Consider the following 16893-nt stretch of genomic DNA (forward strand, 5'->3'; position numbering starts at 1 on the left):
TTTGTAATATTCACTTTGCAATAGTTTCGTCTACTAACTTTGGCAGAGCTTTCGCAATATCTTCGCGTATTATGCGCTCTGCCAAATAATCGTATTGCGTAGCGCCCAGGTTCATTATTGTAATCGGCACTCCTGCGCGAGCGGCTAGCGGCACAAGGCTTGCAGCTGGAAACACTTCTAGCGTGGAGCCAATAACCCACAACTCGCTTGCGTGCATAATCGCCTGCGCGCTGCGTTCCATTGCGCCTTCGGGAAGTGCTTCTGCAAAATATACAACGTCTGTTTTTATAAGACCGTTGCAAGGCATGTTTCCGCGGTATGGCAGCGCGCGCCTGCAATGTGGGTCTGGGTGTGCGTCTAAGTTGCGCATAATGTCGGCTGTATTGTAGCTAGCGTGGCAGCTCATGCAATGCGATGTTCCAATGCTTCCGTGCAAGTTCACTACAATATCTGGGCTGTTTCCAGCTTTTTCGTGAAGCGCATCAAAGTTTTGAGTGGCGATTAAGTCCAGCATCCCAGCTTTCTCAAGTTTTACTAGCGATTTGTGTGCTGTTCCTGGCTGAGCGTTCCAAACTGGCGACTCTTTTTGCCAGCGCCAAGAGTAAATGCGTTCCTCTTCACTGCTTAAAAACGCGTCTATATCGTAAACACTCATTTGCTCTGGGTGTTTAGTCCAAACTCCATCTGGACCTCGAAAGTCTGGAATGCCAGCGCTTGTAGATATTCCGGCGCCTGTTAGAGCCACAATGTGATTGTGTGAGTTGTTCTTGCTGTTTTTCTCGCTATTTCTCATATACCTATATATAGCACGCGAACGCATAGCACGTACACATGTTGTATGCATATATTTTGTTTACGTTGTTTGCGTTGTGTATTTTGATTATTTTGCTCGATTGCTTTGCGCGACACTCCCGGGTTTTGTGTTTTTTATGGTTTTTTGTTTGTTTTTTTGTTTGTTTTTTGGGTTGTTTTTGGTTTTGTGTTGGTGGTTGTGGTGGTTTGTTGTGGTTTTTTGCGTGTTTTCGACACGCCGATGTTTTGGCTTGTTTTCAATGGTTTTGTGGTGTTTGTTTGGTGTTGGTTTGCGTTTTGGTGGGGTTTGGTGTAAGTTTATCTCTTGCTGCTCAGCGCGGCTGGTTCTCCTCGGTTGAGGTTGATGAGCCGGCTGGTGTGGTGGTGGTTTGAGAACTCAAGAGCGTGTCTGTACTACTTATTTAGTTAATTATTGCCAGTTCATTGTCAGCCTCACGGATTGTGGGGTGCCTGAGAGATGGTTAAATGATGGTGAGGTTTTTTGTTGGGATGTTCTTTCCTTAAAGAATGTCTCGTCTTTTTCTTTTATATTGGAGCCTTTTGTTGGCTCTTCATTGAAGTTTTTCGTGGAGGGTTCGATTCTGGCTCAGGATGAACGCTGGCGGCGTGCTTAACACATGCAAGTCGAACGGGATCTGACCAGCTTGCTGGTTGGTGAGAGTGGCGAACGGGTGAGTAATGCGTGACCAACCTGCCCCATGCTCCAGAATAGCTCTTGGAAACGGGTGGTAATGCTGGATGCTCCAACTTGACGCATGTCTTGTTGGGAAAGTGTTTAGTGGCATGGGATGGGGTCGCGTCCTATCAGCTTGTAGGCGGGGTAATGGCCCACCTAGGCTTCGACGGGTAGCCGGCCTGAGAGGGCGGACGGCCACATTGGGACTGAGATACGGCCCAGACTCCTACGGGAGGCAGCAGTGGGGAATATTGCGCAATGGGGGGAACCCTGACGCAGCGACGCCGCGTGCGGGATGAAGGCCTTCGGGTTGTAAACCGCTTTTGATTGGGAGCAAGCCTTTTGGGTGAGTGTACCTTTCGAATAAGCGCCGGCTAACTACGTGCCAGCAGCCGCGGTAATACGTAGGGCGCAAGCGTTATCCGGAATTATTGGGCGTAAAGAGCTTGTAGGCGGTTCGTCGCGTCTGGTGTGAAAGCCCATCGCTTAACGGTGGGTTTGCGCCGGGTACGGGCGGGCTAGAGTGCAGTAGGGGAGACTGGAATTCTCGGTGTAACGGTGGAATGTGTAGATATCGGGAAGAACACCAATGGCGAAGGCAGGTCTCTGGGCTGTTACTGACGCTGAGAAGCGAAAGCGTGGGGAGCGAACAGGATTAGATACCCTGGTAGTCCACGCCGTAAACGGTGGACGCTGGATGTGGGGCCCATTCCACGGGTTCTGTGTCGGAGCTAACGCGTTAAGCGTCCCGCCTGGGGAGTACGGCCGCAAGGCTAAAACTCAAAGAAATTGACGGGGGCCCGCACAAGCGGCGGAGCATGCGGATTAATTCGATGCAACGCGAAGAACCTTACCTGGGCTTGACATGTGCCTGACGACTGCAGAGATGTGGTTTCCTTTCGGGGCAGGTTCACAGGTGGTGCATGGTCGTCGTCAGCTCGTGTCGTGAGATGTTGGGTTAAGTCCCGCAACGAGCGCAACCCTCGCCCTGTGTTGCCAGCGGGTTATGCCGGGAACTCACGGGGGACCGCCGGGGTTAACTCGGAGGAAGGTGGGGATGACGTCAGATCATCATGCCCCTTACGTCCAGGGCTTCACGCATGCTACAATGGCCAGTACAACGGGTTGCTTCATGGTGACATGGTGCTAATCCCTTAAAACTGGTCTCAGTTCGGATCGTAGTCTGCAACTCGACTACGTGAAGGCGGAGTCGCTAGTAATCGCGAATCAGCAACGTCGCGGTGAATGCGTTCCCGGGCCTTGTACACACCGCCCGTCAAGTCATGAAAGTGGGCAGCACCCGAAGCCGGTGGCCTAACCCTTTTGGGATGGAGCCGTCTAAGGTGAGGCTCGTGATTGGGACTAAGTCGTAACAAGGTAGCCGTACCGGAAGGTGCGGCTGGATCACCTCCTTTCTACGGAGTTTTTGTGCACGCTCGGTTGAGTGTGGTTACTGGTGTGGAAAACAATAGTTAATGTTTTTAGATGAGTTTGTTGGGCATGCTTTTGGGTTCCCGGATTGCCACCCCCCCTTGTTTTGGGGTTGCGGTCCTGGCCCTTGGATTACAGGTTGAGGCTTTTTGGTTTTTGGCTTGTGTTCTTGGTGTTTGGTGGTTTGAGAACTGGATAGTGGACGCGAGTAAGAATAGTGAGACTGTTTTTTGGTTTTGCTTGTTTTTACTTTTATCAATTTCAACCGGCTCCATTTTGGTGGAGTCGCTTGATCGTTTTGTGATCGTTTAGTGTGATGATTTATTGTCTAGAGAGTTAAGCGATAGGCTTTTTACTGGTGTATCACTGGTAAGGGCGTATGGTGGATGCCTTGGTAGACAGGACCGATGAAGGACGTGACGGGCTGCGATATGCCTCGGGGAGCTGCCGAGTGGGCTTTGATCCGAGGATTTCCGAATGGGGAGACCCGGCCACTGTTATGGGTGGTCACCACAGTTTTTGTGGGGGGTACGCAGGGAAGTGAAACATCTCAGTACCTGCAGGAAAGGATACTCCGTGAGTAGTGGCGAGCGAAAGCGGATCAGGCTAAACCGAGTACGTGTGATAATCGTCAGGTGTTGCGTATTCGGGGTCGTGGGATTGACTGTTCAGCCTCTGACGGGGTTGAGAAGAGTGATAAAATGTCGTGTTATGTGAATGGGATTGAATTCCCAGCCGTAGAGGGTGATGGCCCCGTAGCAGGTTGCGCGATGTCTTTTTATGTTTATTCCCAAGTAGCGCGGGCCTCGTGGAATCCCGCGTGAATCTGCCCAGACCGTTGGGTAAGCCTAAGTATTCCTGTCTGACCGATAGTGTACTAGTACCGTGAGGGAAAGGTGAAAAGCACCCCGGGAGGGGAGTGAAATAGTTCCTGAAACCGTGCGCTTACAATCCGTCGGAGCCTTCTTTGTGGGGTGACGGCGTGCCTATCGAAAAATGAGTCTGCGAGTCAGTGGTATGTGGCGAGGCTAACCCGGGTGGGGGAGCCGTAGCGAAAGCGAGTTTTAAAAGGCGTTTTAGTCGCATGTCCTGGACCCGAAGCGGGATGATCTAGCCCTGAGCAGGTTGAAGCGCGGGTAAGACCGTGTGGAGGACCGAACCCACCTAGGTTGAAAACTGGGGGGATGACTTGGGGTTAGGGGTGAAAGGCCAATCAAATTCCGTGATAGCTGGTTCTCTCCGAAATGCATTTAGGTGCAGCGTCATGTTATTGCTTGCAGGGGGTAGAGCTACTGGATGCTTGCGGGCCCATACCGGGTACTAATAGCAGCCAAACTCCGAATACCTGTTAGGTTTATCATGGCAGTGAGTCGGCGGGGGATAAGCTCCGTCGTCAAAAGGGAAACAGCCCTGATCGTCGTCTAAGGTCCCGAAGCGCGTGCTAAGTGGGAAAGGATGTGGAGTCGCATAGACAGCCAGGAGGTTGGCTCAGAAGCAGCCATCCTTGAAAGAGTGCGTAACAGCTCACTGGTCTAGTGGTTCCGCGCCGACAATGTAGCGGGGCTTAAGCACGCCACCGAAGACGCGACTGCATGATTTAGTTCATGTGGGGTAGGAGAGCGTCCTGTATGGGGTGAAGCGGCAGTGTGAACTTGTCGTGGACTATACGGGAGTGAGAATGCAGACATGAGTAGCGAGAGACAGGTGTGAATCCTGTCCGCTGAATGACTAAGGGTTCCGGGGCCACGTTCGTCGTCCCCGGGTGAGTCGAGTCCTAAGGCGAGGCCGACAGGCGTAGTCGAATGGATGAACGGGTTGATATTCCCGTACCGGTGTTACACCGTTCGAACTGAATCTGAGAGTACTAACCTTCGTTATTCTGGTTGATTATCTTTCGGGGTTTTCTTCTGGTTTAGTGTTGGGAGCGTATCGGTAGTAGGTTAGCGTGGGAGTGACGCGGGTAGGTAGCCGGCTGCGGAGGTGGTTTTCCGTGGCTAAGCGTGTGGGCTGTCCTCTAGGTAAATCCGGGGGATGTTAAGCTGAGGCGTGATGGGTAGGCTGTAAGGCTGATTCCGGTGATCCTGCTTGCCGAGAAAAGCTTCAACGTGAGGTGTGATTCCGCTCGTACCCTAAACCGACACTGGTGGTCTGGTAGAGTATACCAAAGCGATCGGGCGAATCCTGGCCAAGGAACTCGGCAAATCACTCCCGTGCCTTCGGCATAAGGGAGACCCCTGATGGTGATGTTTTTTACAAGCGGAGCTGTTGGGGGTGGCACAAGCTAGGGGGTAGCGACTGTTTACCAAAAACACAGGAGCGTGCGAAGGCGTAAGCCGCTGTATACGCTCTGACGCCTGCCCGGTGCCGGAAGGTTAAGAGGATCCGTTAGCTTCGGTGAAGCGGTGAATTTAAGCCCCGGTAAACGGCGGTGGTAACTATAACCATCCTAAGGTAGCGAAATTCCTTGTCGGGTAAGTTCCGACCTGCACGAATGGCGTAACGACTTCCCCACTGTCTCGGCCAGGAGCCCGGCGAAATTGCAGTACGAGTAAAGATGCTCGTTAAGCGCAGAAGGACGAAAAGACCCCGGGACCTTTACTATACCTTGGTATTGTCGTTAGGTGTGGATCGTGTAGCATAGGCGGGAGGCTGTGAAGCGTGGGCGCTAGCTTGCGTGGAGTCGATCAGTGAAATACCGCTCTTTCCATATCTGGCGTCTAACCTCGACACGTTATCCGTGTTAGGGACAGTGCCTGGCGGGTAGTTTAACTGGGGCGGTTGCCTCCTAAAGAGTAACGGAGGCGCTCAATGGTCCGCTCAGCCCGGTTGGCAATCGGGTGTTGAGTGTAATCGCACAAGCGGGCTTGACTGTGAGACTGACGGGTCGAGCAGGGACGAAAGTCGGAGATAGTGATCCGGTGCCGGCGTACGGACGTGGCATCGCTCAACGGATAAAAGGTACCCCGGGGATAACAGGCTGATCATTCCCAAGAGTCCATATCGACGGGATGGTTTGGCACCTCGATGTCGGCTCGTCGCATCCTGGGGCTGGAGCAGGTCCCAAGGGTTCGGCTGTTCGCCGATTAAAGCGGCACGCGAGCTGGGTTCAGAACGTCGTGAGACAGTTTGGTCTCTATCCTCTGCGCTCGTTGGAATGTTGAGGAGACCTGCCCATAGTACGAGAGGACCTGGGTGGACGAACCTCTGGTATGCCGGTCGTCACGCCAGTGGCGCTGCCGGTTAGCTACGTTTGGAAGGGATAACCGCTGAAAGCATCTAAGCGGGAAGCCTGCTCCAAGATTAGCATTCCTTGCACTTTGTGTGTGAGCCCCCATGTAGAACACGTGGTTGATAGGCTGGATGTGGAAGCCCTGTAAGGGGTGGAGCTGACCAGTACTAATGGGCGATTGTGATACTACTTGTATTGCTTATCGTTTAATTCTCTTAACTTTGAGGAGTGTTAGACGGTCATTTTATGGTTAAGTTGTTGATTTTGATGATTGTTTTTCTGTTGCTCGCGTTCATGTCCGGTTCCCAAACCGCCAATTTGCCGCTCGTTTAAAGCGAGTGTATAATCTAGTTTTGCGGTGGTCATGGCTCAGGTGAGACGCCCGGTCCCATTCCGAACCCGGAAGCTAAGGCCTGACACGGTGAGGGTACTGCACTCGATAGGGTGTGGGAGACTAGCACGCTGCCGCATTATTCTTTGATAAGCGGGGAACTTGATTGTTCCCCGCTTTTTTATTATTTAAAACAGGTCGTCGCGCAAAGTCGGAAAGCTTGCCATAAGAACGCTGTTAGCGCGAATAACGTCATAACGAACATATATAGTCAAACATAGGTTCGGGGTGCGCATAAGCGCTGAGATTATACCCGTTGAACCTGATCTAGTTAGTACTAGCGAAGGGAAAATCATGACTACTGTGTCGTGTTCTAAAAATAATGAATTCTCAACTAATGCTCGTTGCAAGCAATTCATGCAAGATGTGCGAGAATGCATTGAAACTTTACGCGCAAAAAATCCGTTAACACATTGCGTAACGAATAATGTTGTTCAAGAAATAACAGCAAACGTTCTGCTGGCTGCTGGAGCATCGCCAGCAATGGTCGTAGATGCAGAAGAAGCTGAAGTATTTGCTCAAATCGCATCTGGTGTATTAGTAAACATTGGAACGTACAGGCCAGTAGACAAAGAATCTATGGATGCTGCGATTCGCGGAGCTGTAAAAGCACACACTCCATGGGTTCTTGACCCAGTTGCAGTTGGCGGTTTAGCTCCACGCACGCAATACGCGCGCGAAATTGTTAAAAGTCATCCTGCTGTAATTCGTGCCAACGCTTCCGAAATCTTAGGCTTAGCTGGAGAAGAAAGCGGCGGTAAAGGCGTAGACGCTGGAGATTCCGTTGATTCGGCAGTTGCAGCAGCTAAGAAGCTAGTTAAACGCTACGGCTCGGTAGTGGCTATTTCTGGCGAAAAAGACGCTATTTATGGTCATGGATGCTCGGCACGAGTTTCTGGCGGCCACGAAATAATGACGAAAGTAGTCGGCACGGGCTGCTCTCTTGGCGCGTTGGTGGCAGCATACGTTGGAGCAAATCGAAATCGACCTTTTGCAGCAACAGTTGCCGCGCACGTACACGCTGCTGCAGCAGGAACTTGGGCAGCGCAACGCTCAACATTGCCAGGGTCATTTAGAAAATTATGGATGGATGCGCTTATGGATTTGAGCGCAGACGAGATGCTGAAATTAGCGAATATTGAATTTGAACTCGATCCTGTTGATTGGTCTTTATACTTTATAACAGACCCAAAGATGAGTGATCGAGCCGAAGAAGATATTGCAGTTGATTGCGTTAAAGGCGGAGCAAGCGTAGTCCAATTGCGCGATAAGTACGCAAATAGCGAAACTTTTAACAATAAAGCTCAAAGCCTGCGAGACAAAATGCTTGCTAATGGTTGCGGAGACGTGCCGATTTTTGTTGACGATCGTATAGATTGCGCTAAAAGCTTAGGGTTCAACTTGCATGTTGGTCAAACAGACACGCCTTATATTGAAGCGCGTAAGTCTATTCCTGCAGAGTGGATGGTTGGACTTTCTATAGAAAAGTTAGAACAGTTAGATTACGTTTATAACGAATGTGCTAAAGAAAATGTGGCATTGCCTGATGTTATTGGAATAGGCCCAATTTGGCCTACTGCCACTAAGCCAGACGCTGCTCCTGCTTTAGGAGTTGAAGGAGTAGAAAAGATTGCTAAACGCGCTAAAGAACTCGGCATTAGCACTCTAGGAATCGGCGGAGTTAATGAAAATACCGTGTTTCCTATTAAAAGCACTTCAATAGATGGTTTATGCGTAGTATCTGCTCTAATGCTTGCGCAAAATCCTTGCGAAGAAGCACACAAATTACGCGATGCCATTACAAAGGAATAAAAATAATGAATAATCAATTTTCGCAAACTCAAGCACCTTTGCAATCAATTTCTAAATTATATGATTCAAGTCTAAGGCCATCTTCCCTACCTTCTTTAGAAGAGCCAATTATTCCGCGAGTGCTAAGCATTGCTGGAACTGATCCAACAGGCGGAGCTGGAATTCAAGCTGATTTAAAATCAATCACAGCATCTCATGGATTTGCAATGTGTGTAACAACTAATTTGGTTGCTCAAAACACTTGCGGTGTGCGCGAAGTTTATACTCCTCCAACCGACTTTTTGCAAGCGCAACTAGAAGCAGTATTTGATGACGTAACTATTGATGCTGTAAAAATCGGCATGCTTGGAGACAAATCATATATTAGCCTAGTTCAAGATTGGCTTAAGAATCATCCTGTTCCTGTTGTTGTGTTAGACCCAGTGATGGTAGCAACTTCGGGAGATAGGTTGCTTGAAAAGTCTGCAGAAGATGCAATGCGTGAGTTTGCACCTCTTGCGGATGTGATTACGCCAAACATACCTGAACTCGCAGTATTATGCGATAAACAGCCTGCATCTAATTTTGAAGAAGCTTATGCTCAAGCAAGCGAGTGGTGTGCAAAAAACAATACTATTGTTATTGTTAAAGGCGGCCACTTAACAAGCGAAGATGCTGGTAATACTGTTGTGTTCCCAGATGGCCACAGAGTGCACGTTCCTTGCCCTAGGGTTGATACAACAACAACGCATGGCACAGGCTGCTCGCTATCTTCCTCGCTTGCTACGCGCATAGGATTAGCGTTGCGAGAAGGCAAGAAGCTAAGCGATTACAGTACAGTAGCGGATGCTCTAGCATGGTCGTCAAGATGGCTTAACGAAGCTATTGCTTGCGGTAAAGATTTGCATGTTGGCAAAGGTCATGGGCCTGTGAACCATGCTGCTCGTAATTATCGTTTGGAATTAGATTCTTCGTCAACTCCTTGGGAACATATGCAAACTAGTGGCTTAGACGGATTAACTGCGCAAAGCGTAGTCGTAAAAGCTCATAGCAAGGCTAGAAAGCCAAATGTGGAGCCTTGTGGCCCTTGGACTCAAGCTTTATGGGATGCTAGTGCAGATGTCGATAACAACATTATGAAAATGCCATTTATTAAGGCTTTAGGTAATGGAACGCTTGACTCCGACTTGTTTGCTTTCTACATAAGTCAAGATTCTGAATACTTGAAGCGTTACTCGCGCGCGCTAGCTGCTGTTGGAGCTAAAACGCCAGATAATGAAGCTAGAGTGCATTGGGCTACGGGCGCAGCTATGTGCATAGAAGCGGAATCGCAGTTGCACAGAGATTGGCTTGGAAGCAGAAATATAAGCATTGATGCGTCTTGCTCGCCAGTAACGTTAGCTTACGTAAATCACTTACTTGCTTCTACAATGGCAGAAGATTACGTGATTGGAGCTGCATCCATATTGCCATGCTATTGGCTTTATGAAGAAGTGGGACAAATTTTAGTCAAAAATAATACTCCTGAAAACCCATATCATGATTGGATTTCAATGTATTCTTCTAATGATTTTGAGTCAGGAGTAAGAATGGCAGTTAAATTTGTTGAGAGAGCTTTTGAAGAAGCTGGCCCACAGGCTCGAATTCTTGCTGCTCAAGCATATATGACTTCATGCATTTACGAGTATGAGTTCTTTAATCAAGCTCATAGAGCATTGAGGTAGATGGTTTGATAGCTTGATAGCGCTGATGCATTGACTTCGTCTTTATTAACAAAATCTAGAAGATTTGAAGATGAGTAAAAGCGTCAGCGCATTTTTATAATACGCATGTCTCTTATTTATTGTTGATTTTCTGAGCAGCGCAGATGCACAAGTGACTTGCTTAAGACCTTGCTTAAGACTTAAATCGTGAGTAGTAAAAGTTACCTAAATTCGCTAGTCAATTTTCCTATCTGCATATTTTCCCATTTTCATATCTCCCTATCTTCCTATCTTGCAAAACTCAAAGTACTTTGGAAAATATCAAATAGAATTGCATTCAATGACGGTTATGCATTTGCGATGATTTTGTATGCAATGCCTATTTACTGAATTGATAAATAGGCATATACTTATATGTGTGAAGCGAAAAGAGTTGGAGAAAAAACTCAATCAGCTTGCAAGAAGTACTAATAGACAAATAACTTGGTCTGAGGGTGGTAATCATAGCAAAGTTTGCATTGGCGAATTGGCTACTACTGTTCCGAGGCATAATGAAATAAATGAGCTTACTGCTAGAAGCATTATTAGATATTTTGAAAGGAACCTGCAGGCATGATAGGAGCAATGAGTGTTACTGAGCATGATAATGCAACAAATTGTTTGCAAAAGGTGACTGCTATAGCTCGCAGATGCGATGACTGGTGGGCTATAGAAGTGCCAGAAATACCAGGATTATTTACTCAAGTACGTAGGCTTGATAAGGTTGCAGCAATGGTAAAAGATGCTGCTGCAACTTTAAATGTTAAAGTCAATTGCGTGGAAGTAACTCCGAAACTTAGTGAGCAAGATGAGCTTATGCTTCAGCGCATGTTAGATGCAAAATCTGCAGCTATAAAAACTCAAGAAGAAGCGTCTATACTTATGCGTGAAACAGTTCGTATACTAAGGAATCAGGGATTGACGGTTCGTGATGTTGCAGAGCTTACGGGGGTTACTCCGCAGCGAATAAGCTCGCTTAAATCTTAGTGATTTAATGCAATGCGGTTGGGGCTATGCACAAGCAAGTTGCTCAGTAGTGTATAAACTCTATGCAAAACAAATCAATAGCGGATAAATAAGTAAAGGTCAAGTCGTAGGATGTGTGGCTACAACTTGACCTTTGAAAATTGCGATATGTTTTTAAGTTAAAATCGCAGTCTAATGCTTTTATTTATTCTTGGCAATTCCAAGAGCTTTTGAACTTTCATCCTTGTCAAGGCCTATAAATAAAAGCACGATTATGCCAATAATCAGCGGAACATAACCGTATCCAGATCCGTGGATTATGCCGAATATTTCCATAAGTCCATTTGCTATTACGGCTAGTGAAGATACTATAAAATATAGTTGAGCGCACCACGGTTTTTTAATGAGAAACATGGTTGCAAGACCAAATAATCCAGCGATAATTTGAGGCACTCCCCATAGATAATCATTACGCATTACAATCAGCGCAATTCCGCTAGCAAGAAATACACCATTGGCTATTGTCCAAAATACGGATGGAATTTGTGCTTTTGTATCTTCTAAATTACTCATATTCTTCTCCTTCTAATACAAGAAAATAATTGTGTATATCAAACCTTTACAACTTATAAATTAATGGCGTGCTAAAAGGTAAACAATATCTTGTCTAGGAAAACCTTTACAAATAATTACTATCTAAAACTGCTTAAGATTCATTAATCTTTTAAACTGAATCAGTAAGCCATACTATCTATACAGTTATGTTCATTTTTGAAAGGAATAACTGCATTACATTCCCAATACTTACCAAAGGCTCGAAAATAGAGTGAACCGCCTAAATGCTTTATGGTATCGCGATGAAGCAAAAGTCCTTTTTGAGATACTGAGCGAATTGCATCTTTACTTTTCCCGCCCAAAAATCGAACATTGAACTGTTTTATAACAATTTGTTTTTCGCGTATCGAAATTCTGATGTAATAAACTAAAGAAGCATATTTTCGCATGTTCAAATATAGTTCTTCGATTAATTCAATAACTTCACAGATGATTTCATTGCTAATGTCTTCAGGAATATCGTTACTAGATATGTTGCATATTGATCTTCCTTTTAATCCACAAGATGTATTGATTGAGTCGTTCATTTGTAGTGTATCTTCAATGTGCTGAATGAACTCGCTTCGAGCATCTTGCTTAGCAGTATTTCCACGTAGAATGTCGATAATATTATGTCCTTCTTCAAAAGCCTGATCTGCCAAATCATTTATTGCCTCAATAGCACTTCGCTGTTTTTTAGAAATAGACTTGTCAAGTAATGCTATTTTACTTTGTAGTGCAATATCTGCAATCTTATTAGTTAATCTATCGTGCATTCGCACAGCCAGATGAAGATTATTAATTGTTTGCTTATCTTTTTCATAAAGAACCATTTTTTGGTGAGAAATGCGCAAAATAATACCAGTGCAAACGCAAAATATATTTATTAAAAGGTAAGCAATAAGATACTTGAAAGACAAAGTTGATAGGTATCGGTATGCAACGTAGTGTAATGCATCTATTACTAAGAATAAAGGTAGTGTAAATTGAATCGGATATAAATACGAAATAAAAACAAATGATATGATGAGCCCGAAAGTTACTGGTGGAAGATTCAGACTAGGAATAACAAGAATGCTGAGATGTACAAAAATATAGCACATGCTCATAAAATGCGGGAGCAAGCAAAGAAACAGATTTATAGCAGCAAGAATCATGTAAACTATGACAAGTTGTATTGTGCTATTGTCGCTATTTGAGTAAATATATGCATCCATTGCGCTCGACAAACATCCCAATAGTAAAAATGTTTTATTGTCAATAAGCTTTTCTCGTAAACGACGCATTAAGAAAATAATCATTGTGTATCATTTCCTAAATATTCATCATGCAGCCATGTAGTAATAAGTTGTGAACGATTTGTCACATTCAATTTTTTGAACACGCGACGAAGGATAGTTTCCACAGTACAAGTTTCAACAAATAAACGTTTGGCGATTTGCGCATTAGTCATGCCTTTACTGCACAACTTTATAATTTCAGTCTCATGATTCGTTAAAGCAAGGCGTCCATTTTTTGGCTTATTTTGCAAACGCTGAAATGCTGTCGTCGTGTCGTCAAAATGAAGATCTCCTATTATTTGTGGCTTGAACGTGCCATTGGCAATACTGCTAAGCATGGCGCAAATAGTTTCTGGGTGGTTCTTTCCAACAATGCCTTGCGCGCCTGCTGTTGATGCTTTTAAAGCATAATCGTTTATAGGGAATGAAGTTATAGCAATTATTATTGGGAGTGAGTATCTTCTTCGCAATTCGTATAATATTTTAATTCCCGAAACCCCAGACATATACATGTCAATTAGCAGCACGTCTGGGCATTGATTTTGACAAAATTGAATTGCTTGATCGGCGTACGCGGATAACCAGCAAATACTGCAGGACGGAACAACCTGTTCAATATATGTTTTTAGGCCGTGTAGACAAAAACAATCATCATCAACAATGCCAACAGTAATATGCTTTGCTATCATATTGCTCCTTCAGAAAAGCATTATTTAAGTAATAATAGTACTTGAATTTGTATGATGAATATCTTGTCTAGGAAAACCTTTACAAAGGTAATCTTATAAAGGTAGGCACTGAGAGCTTACGGGGGTTACTCCGCAGCGAATAAGTTCGCTTAAAGTTTAGTGATTCAATCACAATGTGGTTGAGGTTATAAGCAAATAAATTGTTCAGTAACATATAAACTCTATGCAAAACAAATCATTCTCTGGTATTACGCAAGCTCCAAAAATCATAAATAAAATCATCATTTAGTGTGATGCAAACTCTTTACGGCGATTATAGGCTATTAAGCAAAAGCTGAAATCCTCAATAAAGTGTCAATCATAAAAGCATTAATTGTAGCATTATCAAGCACTTTATTTATTTTGGATCAGTTTGAGAGGCTTGTTTCGACGCATACTATGTGTCTACGAGTTTGGCGAGTAAGGAGATTTGTGTTATGAGTAAGTTTACGAAAGTACTCTTGCTTTCTGCTATGCCAGTGTGTTTGCTTACTGCATGCTCTGGTAGCGCAGTTGATAATAGTCAACAGCAAGCACAACATGATTCAGTTCCACTTGTTTCAGTCAAAAAACAGCCTTTAACACAAATTGTGTCGGGTAAAGCAGCAATAGAACAATCATCTACCTTTGTTATCACTGCTGTAAGTAGAGGGAATTTTTCTCCATCGGTAAAAGCAGGAAGTGCTGTAAAAGCTGGAAGTATTTTAGGCTACAATGCTGGTAACAAAGTTATTGCTCCAGTAAACGCTAAAGTTGTGTCAGTGGCTGAATCATCTGCGGACGTGCCTAAATCTTTCCCGCTATTTACTCTTAAATATGAAGGTTTTTCAATAAGCCTTAACGCAAAAGCTTTACTTCGTTCTGCGGATATTGCAGATGTTAAAGGTCGCTTCCAAGTTGAAGACGGTGTTGGACCAACAAATTGTTTGCAAATAGTACAAAGCGGTGGAACTTCTACCGATGTTGCAGCCTCGGGTAGTAGCAAGAATGATAATGCTGATTCAACTCAAACAGATGAGTCGAGTGCGCAAAGTAAACCCAGTGTATCGTCAAAAGTTTTAACGTGTTTAATAGATAAAAGCACAGAAGTAGAATCAGGTCAAAATGCGACGCTTGTTTTTAATGGCAAGCATAAACAATCGGTTCTAACTCTGCCTGTTAGTGCGGTTGCTGGAAGAGTCCAAAAAGGCTTAGTATCATACAAGAAAGGCGATAATTGGGAGCGTAAAGAAGTTGGTCTTGGAATCAGTGACGGCGCTAATATTGAAATTACGTCTGGTTTGCATGAGGGTGATGTTGTAGCAGGTGTTTCTCCTAATCTCATTCCAGGAGTGCAATGATTATGGAGAACAATACTGTTCCGCTGGTTGAACTACAAGACGTGTCAGCGCGTGTAAAACTAGGCAATGGCGAATGGCTTACCACTGTCAACTCTGCTTCTATGTTACTTAATCAAGGTGAAACATACGCGGTAGTTGGCAGGTCTGGCTCCGGCAAAACAAGTCTTATTTCTATTATTGGATTTTTGAATAAAAATTTTACTGGAAAATACTATTATTTTGGCAAATCAATCCAAAAGTGTAGTGATGCTACAGTATCGCATATGCGCGCTCGAAATATTGGTTTTGTTTTTCAAAACTATTCGCTTATTAAGCATTTAAGCATTAGAGAAAATGTTGAGTTGCCGCTTTTATACGCAGGACTACAACAAAGCAAGCAGAAAAGAAGAAAAACTATAGAAGAAGCATTATGTGATGTTGGATTGCAAGATAAACTAAACGAATACCCTGGAAGGCTATCAGGCGGTGAACAGCAGAGAGTCGCGATAGCGCGTGCTCTCGTCACTAATCCCGAATTACTTATTTGCGATGAGCCAACTGGTGCGCTCGATAGTAGTACGGGAGAAAAAGTGCTTCAAGTGTTGCATGATCGTGTTCAAGAATCTGGAACAACATTACTATTAGTCACTCATGATATGAAAGTGGCTCGTTCTTGCTCTCACATTTTTACTATGGAAGGCGGTGTTCTTTATGATCATGCTGCTTAAAGATTTGCGCCTGTCTCCTATGAGATCCTTCCTCACAGGTTTTTCAATGTTTATCGGCATCATTGCCGTTATTGCGTCAGTGCTTATCGGCACGGTTGGTAAGGACTATCTTATTGCAACTAACGAACAGCTAAACGGTCGTAGACCAACATACGAGATTACTTTTTCAGCACAAAATTTTGACGAATATTCAGTATTTAACAAATTCTTAAATCGCATTGAATCCGCAAACCGTAACGCTAACGTTATGCTACAAACAAACACTGGACTACTGTTTAGCGCTTCTATGCCAGCCTCGAAGAGTGTAAAAATAAGCAAAGAATATAAGACTGGCAATCTTCAATATGCTGACGCTGTTTACACTACGGCAGGATACAACAAAGTTTATAACTTACCTATTGTAAGTGGAAGATGGTTTAGTAATAGCGCTAAAAGCAACGCATTAGAAATGGTAGTAAACCAATCTGCTAGCAAAAGATACAAGATTGGTGAAGTAGCATTTATTACTTCTCGCAAAACAACACAAATGAGTCCTATAAGGATTGTTGGAGTTGTGAACGATGGCGTAGACTCAGCAAAAGTATACGTGAATATTCTAGGATTATTACGTTATGCTCCAACTCTTTGGGAATATTCTGGAAAAGAAGCTCAAGGCTCAATCTACTGGTTGAATAAAGAAAATCGTTCTCAAAAATCAATTAAATCTTATGTTTCAGATGCTCTTTACGACTGTTGTGGTGGACAAGTAAACGAAATTAGAAGACATGATAATAGTGATGATTACGAGAATGTTATAACAGTATTGCAATTAAGTTTTGCTATCGTAGCAGCATTATTGCTTTTTGTTTCCGCGCTAGGTTTAATCAATATTGGTTTAGCATCGTTGGAGCAGCGCACACATGAACTGCTTATACGCAGAGCCTTGGGTGCTACTAGATGGTCTATTGCTTCACTCGTGTTAGGAAGTGCGATTATTTTAGCGCTGATAGTTTCGATTGCTGCTGTCGCTGTTTCTTTTGGACTTGTGTCTATAGCATCAAGTTTTTGGGATGCAGCAAGCCCAGTTAGTCCGCCAGTTTACCCATATGAAGCCGCTATTGGAGCTGTTATTGCGGCTTTTATTACAGCGCTTGCTGGAAGTGTGGTGCCGGCAATAAAAGCATCACGTTTACAACCAGCATTAGCATTGCGTTAATTTTCAAAAA

11 protein-coding genes, 3 rRNA genes and 1 riboswitch are annotated in these 16893 nt (G+C 44.6%); of the genes, 10 read left to right on the forward strand and 4 right to left on the reverse strand.

The features are described from left to right. Positions 1-10 precede the first annotated feature (10 nt). Entirely contained in the window at positions 11-793 is a 783-nt protein-coding gene (locus HXT20_RS00365; protein ID WP_422114350.1) for an SIR2 family NAD-dependent protein deacylase, read from the reverse strand. A gap of 38 nt (positions 794-831) precedes the next feature. Between HXT20_RS00365 and HXT20_RS00370 the strand changes: the two genes are divergently transcribed. The 7 genes from HXT20_RS00370 to HXT20_RS00400 all read left to right on the forward strand — a co-directional run bounded on the left by HXT20_RS00370 (position 832) and on the right by HXT20_RS00400 (position 11060). Continuing rightward, positions 832-1185 carry a hypothetical protein gene (locus HXT20_RS00370; RefSeq protein ID WP_421780338.1) on the forward strand — a complete coding sequence of 118 codons (354 nt, stop codon included), beginning with the start codon at positions 832-834 and terminating at the stop codon, positions 1183-1185. Positions 1186-1376: 191 nt separating this feature from the next. Continuing rightward, a 16S ribosomal RNA gene (locus HXT20_RS00375) occupies positions 1377-2904 on the forward strand. Positions 2905-3279: 375 nt separating this feature from the next. Continuing rightward, positions 3280-6339 (forward strand): 23S ribosomal RNA (locus tag HXT20_RS00380). Between the two features lie 164 nt (positions 6340-6503). Then, positions 6504-6620: ribosomal RNA gene (gene rrf, locus HXT20_RS00385) — 5S ribosomal RNA — on the forward strand. Together the 16S, 23S and 5S rRNA genes form the textbook arrangement of a ribosomal RNA operon. A gap of 134 nt (positions 6621-6754) precedes the next feature. Continuing rightward, a riboswitch (TPP riboswitch) is annotated at positions 6755-6847 on the forward strand. Then, on the forward strand, positions 6835-8352 hold the full coding sequence (gene thiM, locus HXT20_RS00390) for a hydroxyethylthiazole kinase (protein WP_422114351.1): 1518 nt from the start codon (positions 6835-6837) through the stop codon (positions 8350-8352). It overlaps the preceding riboswitch by 13 nt. Positions 8353-8357: 5 nt before the next feature. Then, positions 8358-10055: a bifunctional hydroxymethylpyrimidine kinase/phosphomethylpyrimidine kinase gene (locus HXT20_RS00395; protein WP_013399395.1), complete on the forward strand. Its 1698-nt coding sequence runs from the start codon at positions 8358-8360 to the stop codon at positions 10053-10055. Positions 10056-10646: 591 nt separating this feature from the next. Continuing rightward, a complete protein-coding gene (locus tag HXT20_RS00400) occupies positions 10647-11060 on the forward strand; it encodes a transcriptional regulator (RefSeq protein WP_004113737.1) in 414 nt (137 codons plus the stop codon). A gap of 180 nt (positions 11061-11240) precedes the next feature. On the opposite strand, the gene HXT20_RS00405 is transcribed toward HXT20_RS00400, so the two are convergent. The 3 genes from HXT20_RS00405 to HXT20_RS00415 form a co-directional block, all read right to left on the reverse strand. Next, positions 11241-11612, reverse strand: a complete 372-nt coding sequence (locus HXT20_RS00405) for a hypothetical protein (RefSeq protein WP_004112863.1) — start codon at positions 11610-11612, stop codon at positions 11241-11243. A gap of 161 nt (positions 11613-11773) precedes the next feature. After that, complete coding sequence (locus tag HXT20_RS00410; RefSeq protein ID WP_004113739.1) at positions 11774-12934, reverse strand: hypothetical protein; 1161 nt, start codon at positions 12932-12934, stop codon at positions 11774-11776. Further along, on the reverse strand, positions 12931-13602 hold the full coding sequence (locus HXT20_RS00415; RefSeq protein WP_004113741.1) for a response regulator transcription factor: 672 nt from the start codon (positions 13600-13602) through the stop codon (positions 12931-12933). Before HXT20_RS00415 ends, HXT20_RS00410 begins: the two co-directional genes overlap by 4 nt. A 476-nt stretch (positions 13603-14078) precedes the next feature. On the opposite strand from HXT20_RS00415, the gene HXT20_RS00420 reads away from it, so the two are divergent. Genes HXT20_RS00420 through HXT20_RS00430 form a run of 3 tightly spaced genes read left to right on the forward strand, consistent with a single transcriptional unit; the run spans position 14079 to position 16883 of the window. After that, positions 14079-14981 carry an efflux RND transporter periplasmic adaptor subunit gene (locus HXT20_RS00420; protein ID WP_415686773.1) on the forward strand — a complete coding sequence of 301 codons (903 nt, stop codon included), beginning with the start codon at positions 14079-14081 and terminating at the stop codon, positions 14979-14981. Then, complete coding sequence (locus tag HXT20_RS00425; RefSeq protein ID WP_004113744.1) at positions 14978-15688, forward strand: ABC transporter ATP-binding protein; 711 nt, start codon at positions 14978-14980, stop codon at positions 15686-15688. Before HXT20_RS00420 ends, HXT20_RS00425 begins: the two co-directional genes overlap by 4 nt. Next, on the forward strand, positions 15672-16883 hold the full coding sequence (locus tag HXT20_RS00430) for an ABC transporter permease (protein WP_004118109.1): 1212 nt from the start codon (positions 15672-15674) through the stop codon (positions 16881-16883). Before HXT20_RS00425 ends, HXT20_RS00430 begins: the two co-directional genes overlap by 17 nt. Positions 16884-16893: the final 10 nt, after the last annotated feature.

Source organism: Gardnerella sp. DNF00109 (assembly GCF_049262845.1).
GTDB classification, from domain to species: domain Bacteria; phylum Actinomycetota; class Actinomycetes; order Actinomycetales; family Bifidobacteriaceae; genus Bifidobacterium; species Bifidobacterium vaginale.

Excerpts from the sequence above, each read along its gene's own strand:
- HXT20_RS00365 (WP_422114350.1), bottom strand. The coding sequence starts at position 793 with ATGAGAAATAGCGAGAAAAACAGCAAGAACAACTCACACAATCACATT.
- HXT20_RS00370 (WP_421780338.1), top strand. The coding sequence starts at position 832 with ATGTTGTATGCATATATTTTGTTTACGTTGTTTGCGTTGTGTATTTTG.
- thiM (WP_422114351.1), top strand. The coding sequence starts at position 6,835 with ATGACTACTGTGTCGTGTTCTAAAAATAATGAATTCTCAACTAATGCT.
- HXT20_RS00395 (WP_013399395.1), top strand. The coding sequence starts at position 8,358 with ATGAATAATCAATTTTCGCAAACTCAAGCACCTTTGCAATCAATTTCT.
- HXT20_RS00400 (WP_004113737.1), top strand. The coding sequence starts at position 10,647 with ATGATAGGAGCAATGAGTGTTACTGAGCATGATAATGCAACAAATTGT.
- HXT20_RS00405 (WP_004112863.1), bottom strand. The coding sequence starts at position 11,612 with ATGAGTAATTTAGAAGATACAAAAGCACAAATTCCATCCGTATTTTGG.
- HXT20_RS00410 (WP_004113739.1), bottom strand. The coding sequence starts at position 12,934 with ATGATTATTTTCTTAATGCGTCGTTTACGAGAAAAGCTTATTGACAAT.
- HXT20_RS00415 (WP_004113741.1), bottom strand. The coding sequence starts at position 13,602 with ATGATAGCAAAGCATATTACTGTTGGCATTGTTGATGATGATTGTTTT.
- HXT20_RS00420 (WP_415686773.1), top strand. The coding sequence starts at position 14,079 with ATGAGTAAGTTTACGAAAGTACTCTTGCTTTCTGCTATGCCAGTGTGT.
- HXT20_RS00425 (WP_004113744.1), top strand. The coding sequence starts at position 14,978 with ATGATTATGGAGAACAATACTGTTCCGCTGGTTGAACTACAAGACGTG.
- HXT20_RS00430 (WP_004118109.1), top strand. The coding sequence starts at position 15,672 with ATGATCATGCTGCTTAAAGATTTGCGCCTGTCTCCTATGAGATCCTTC.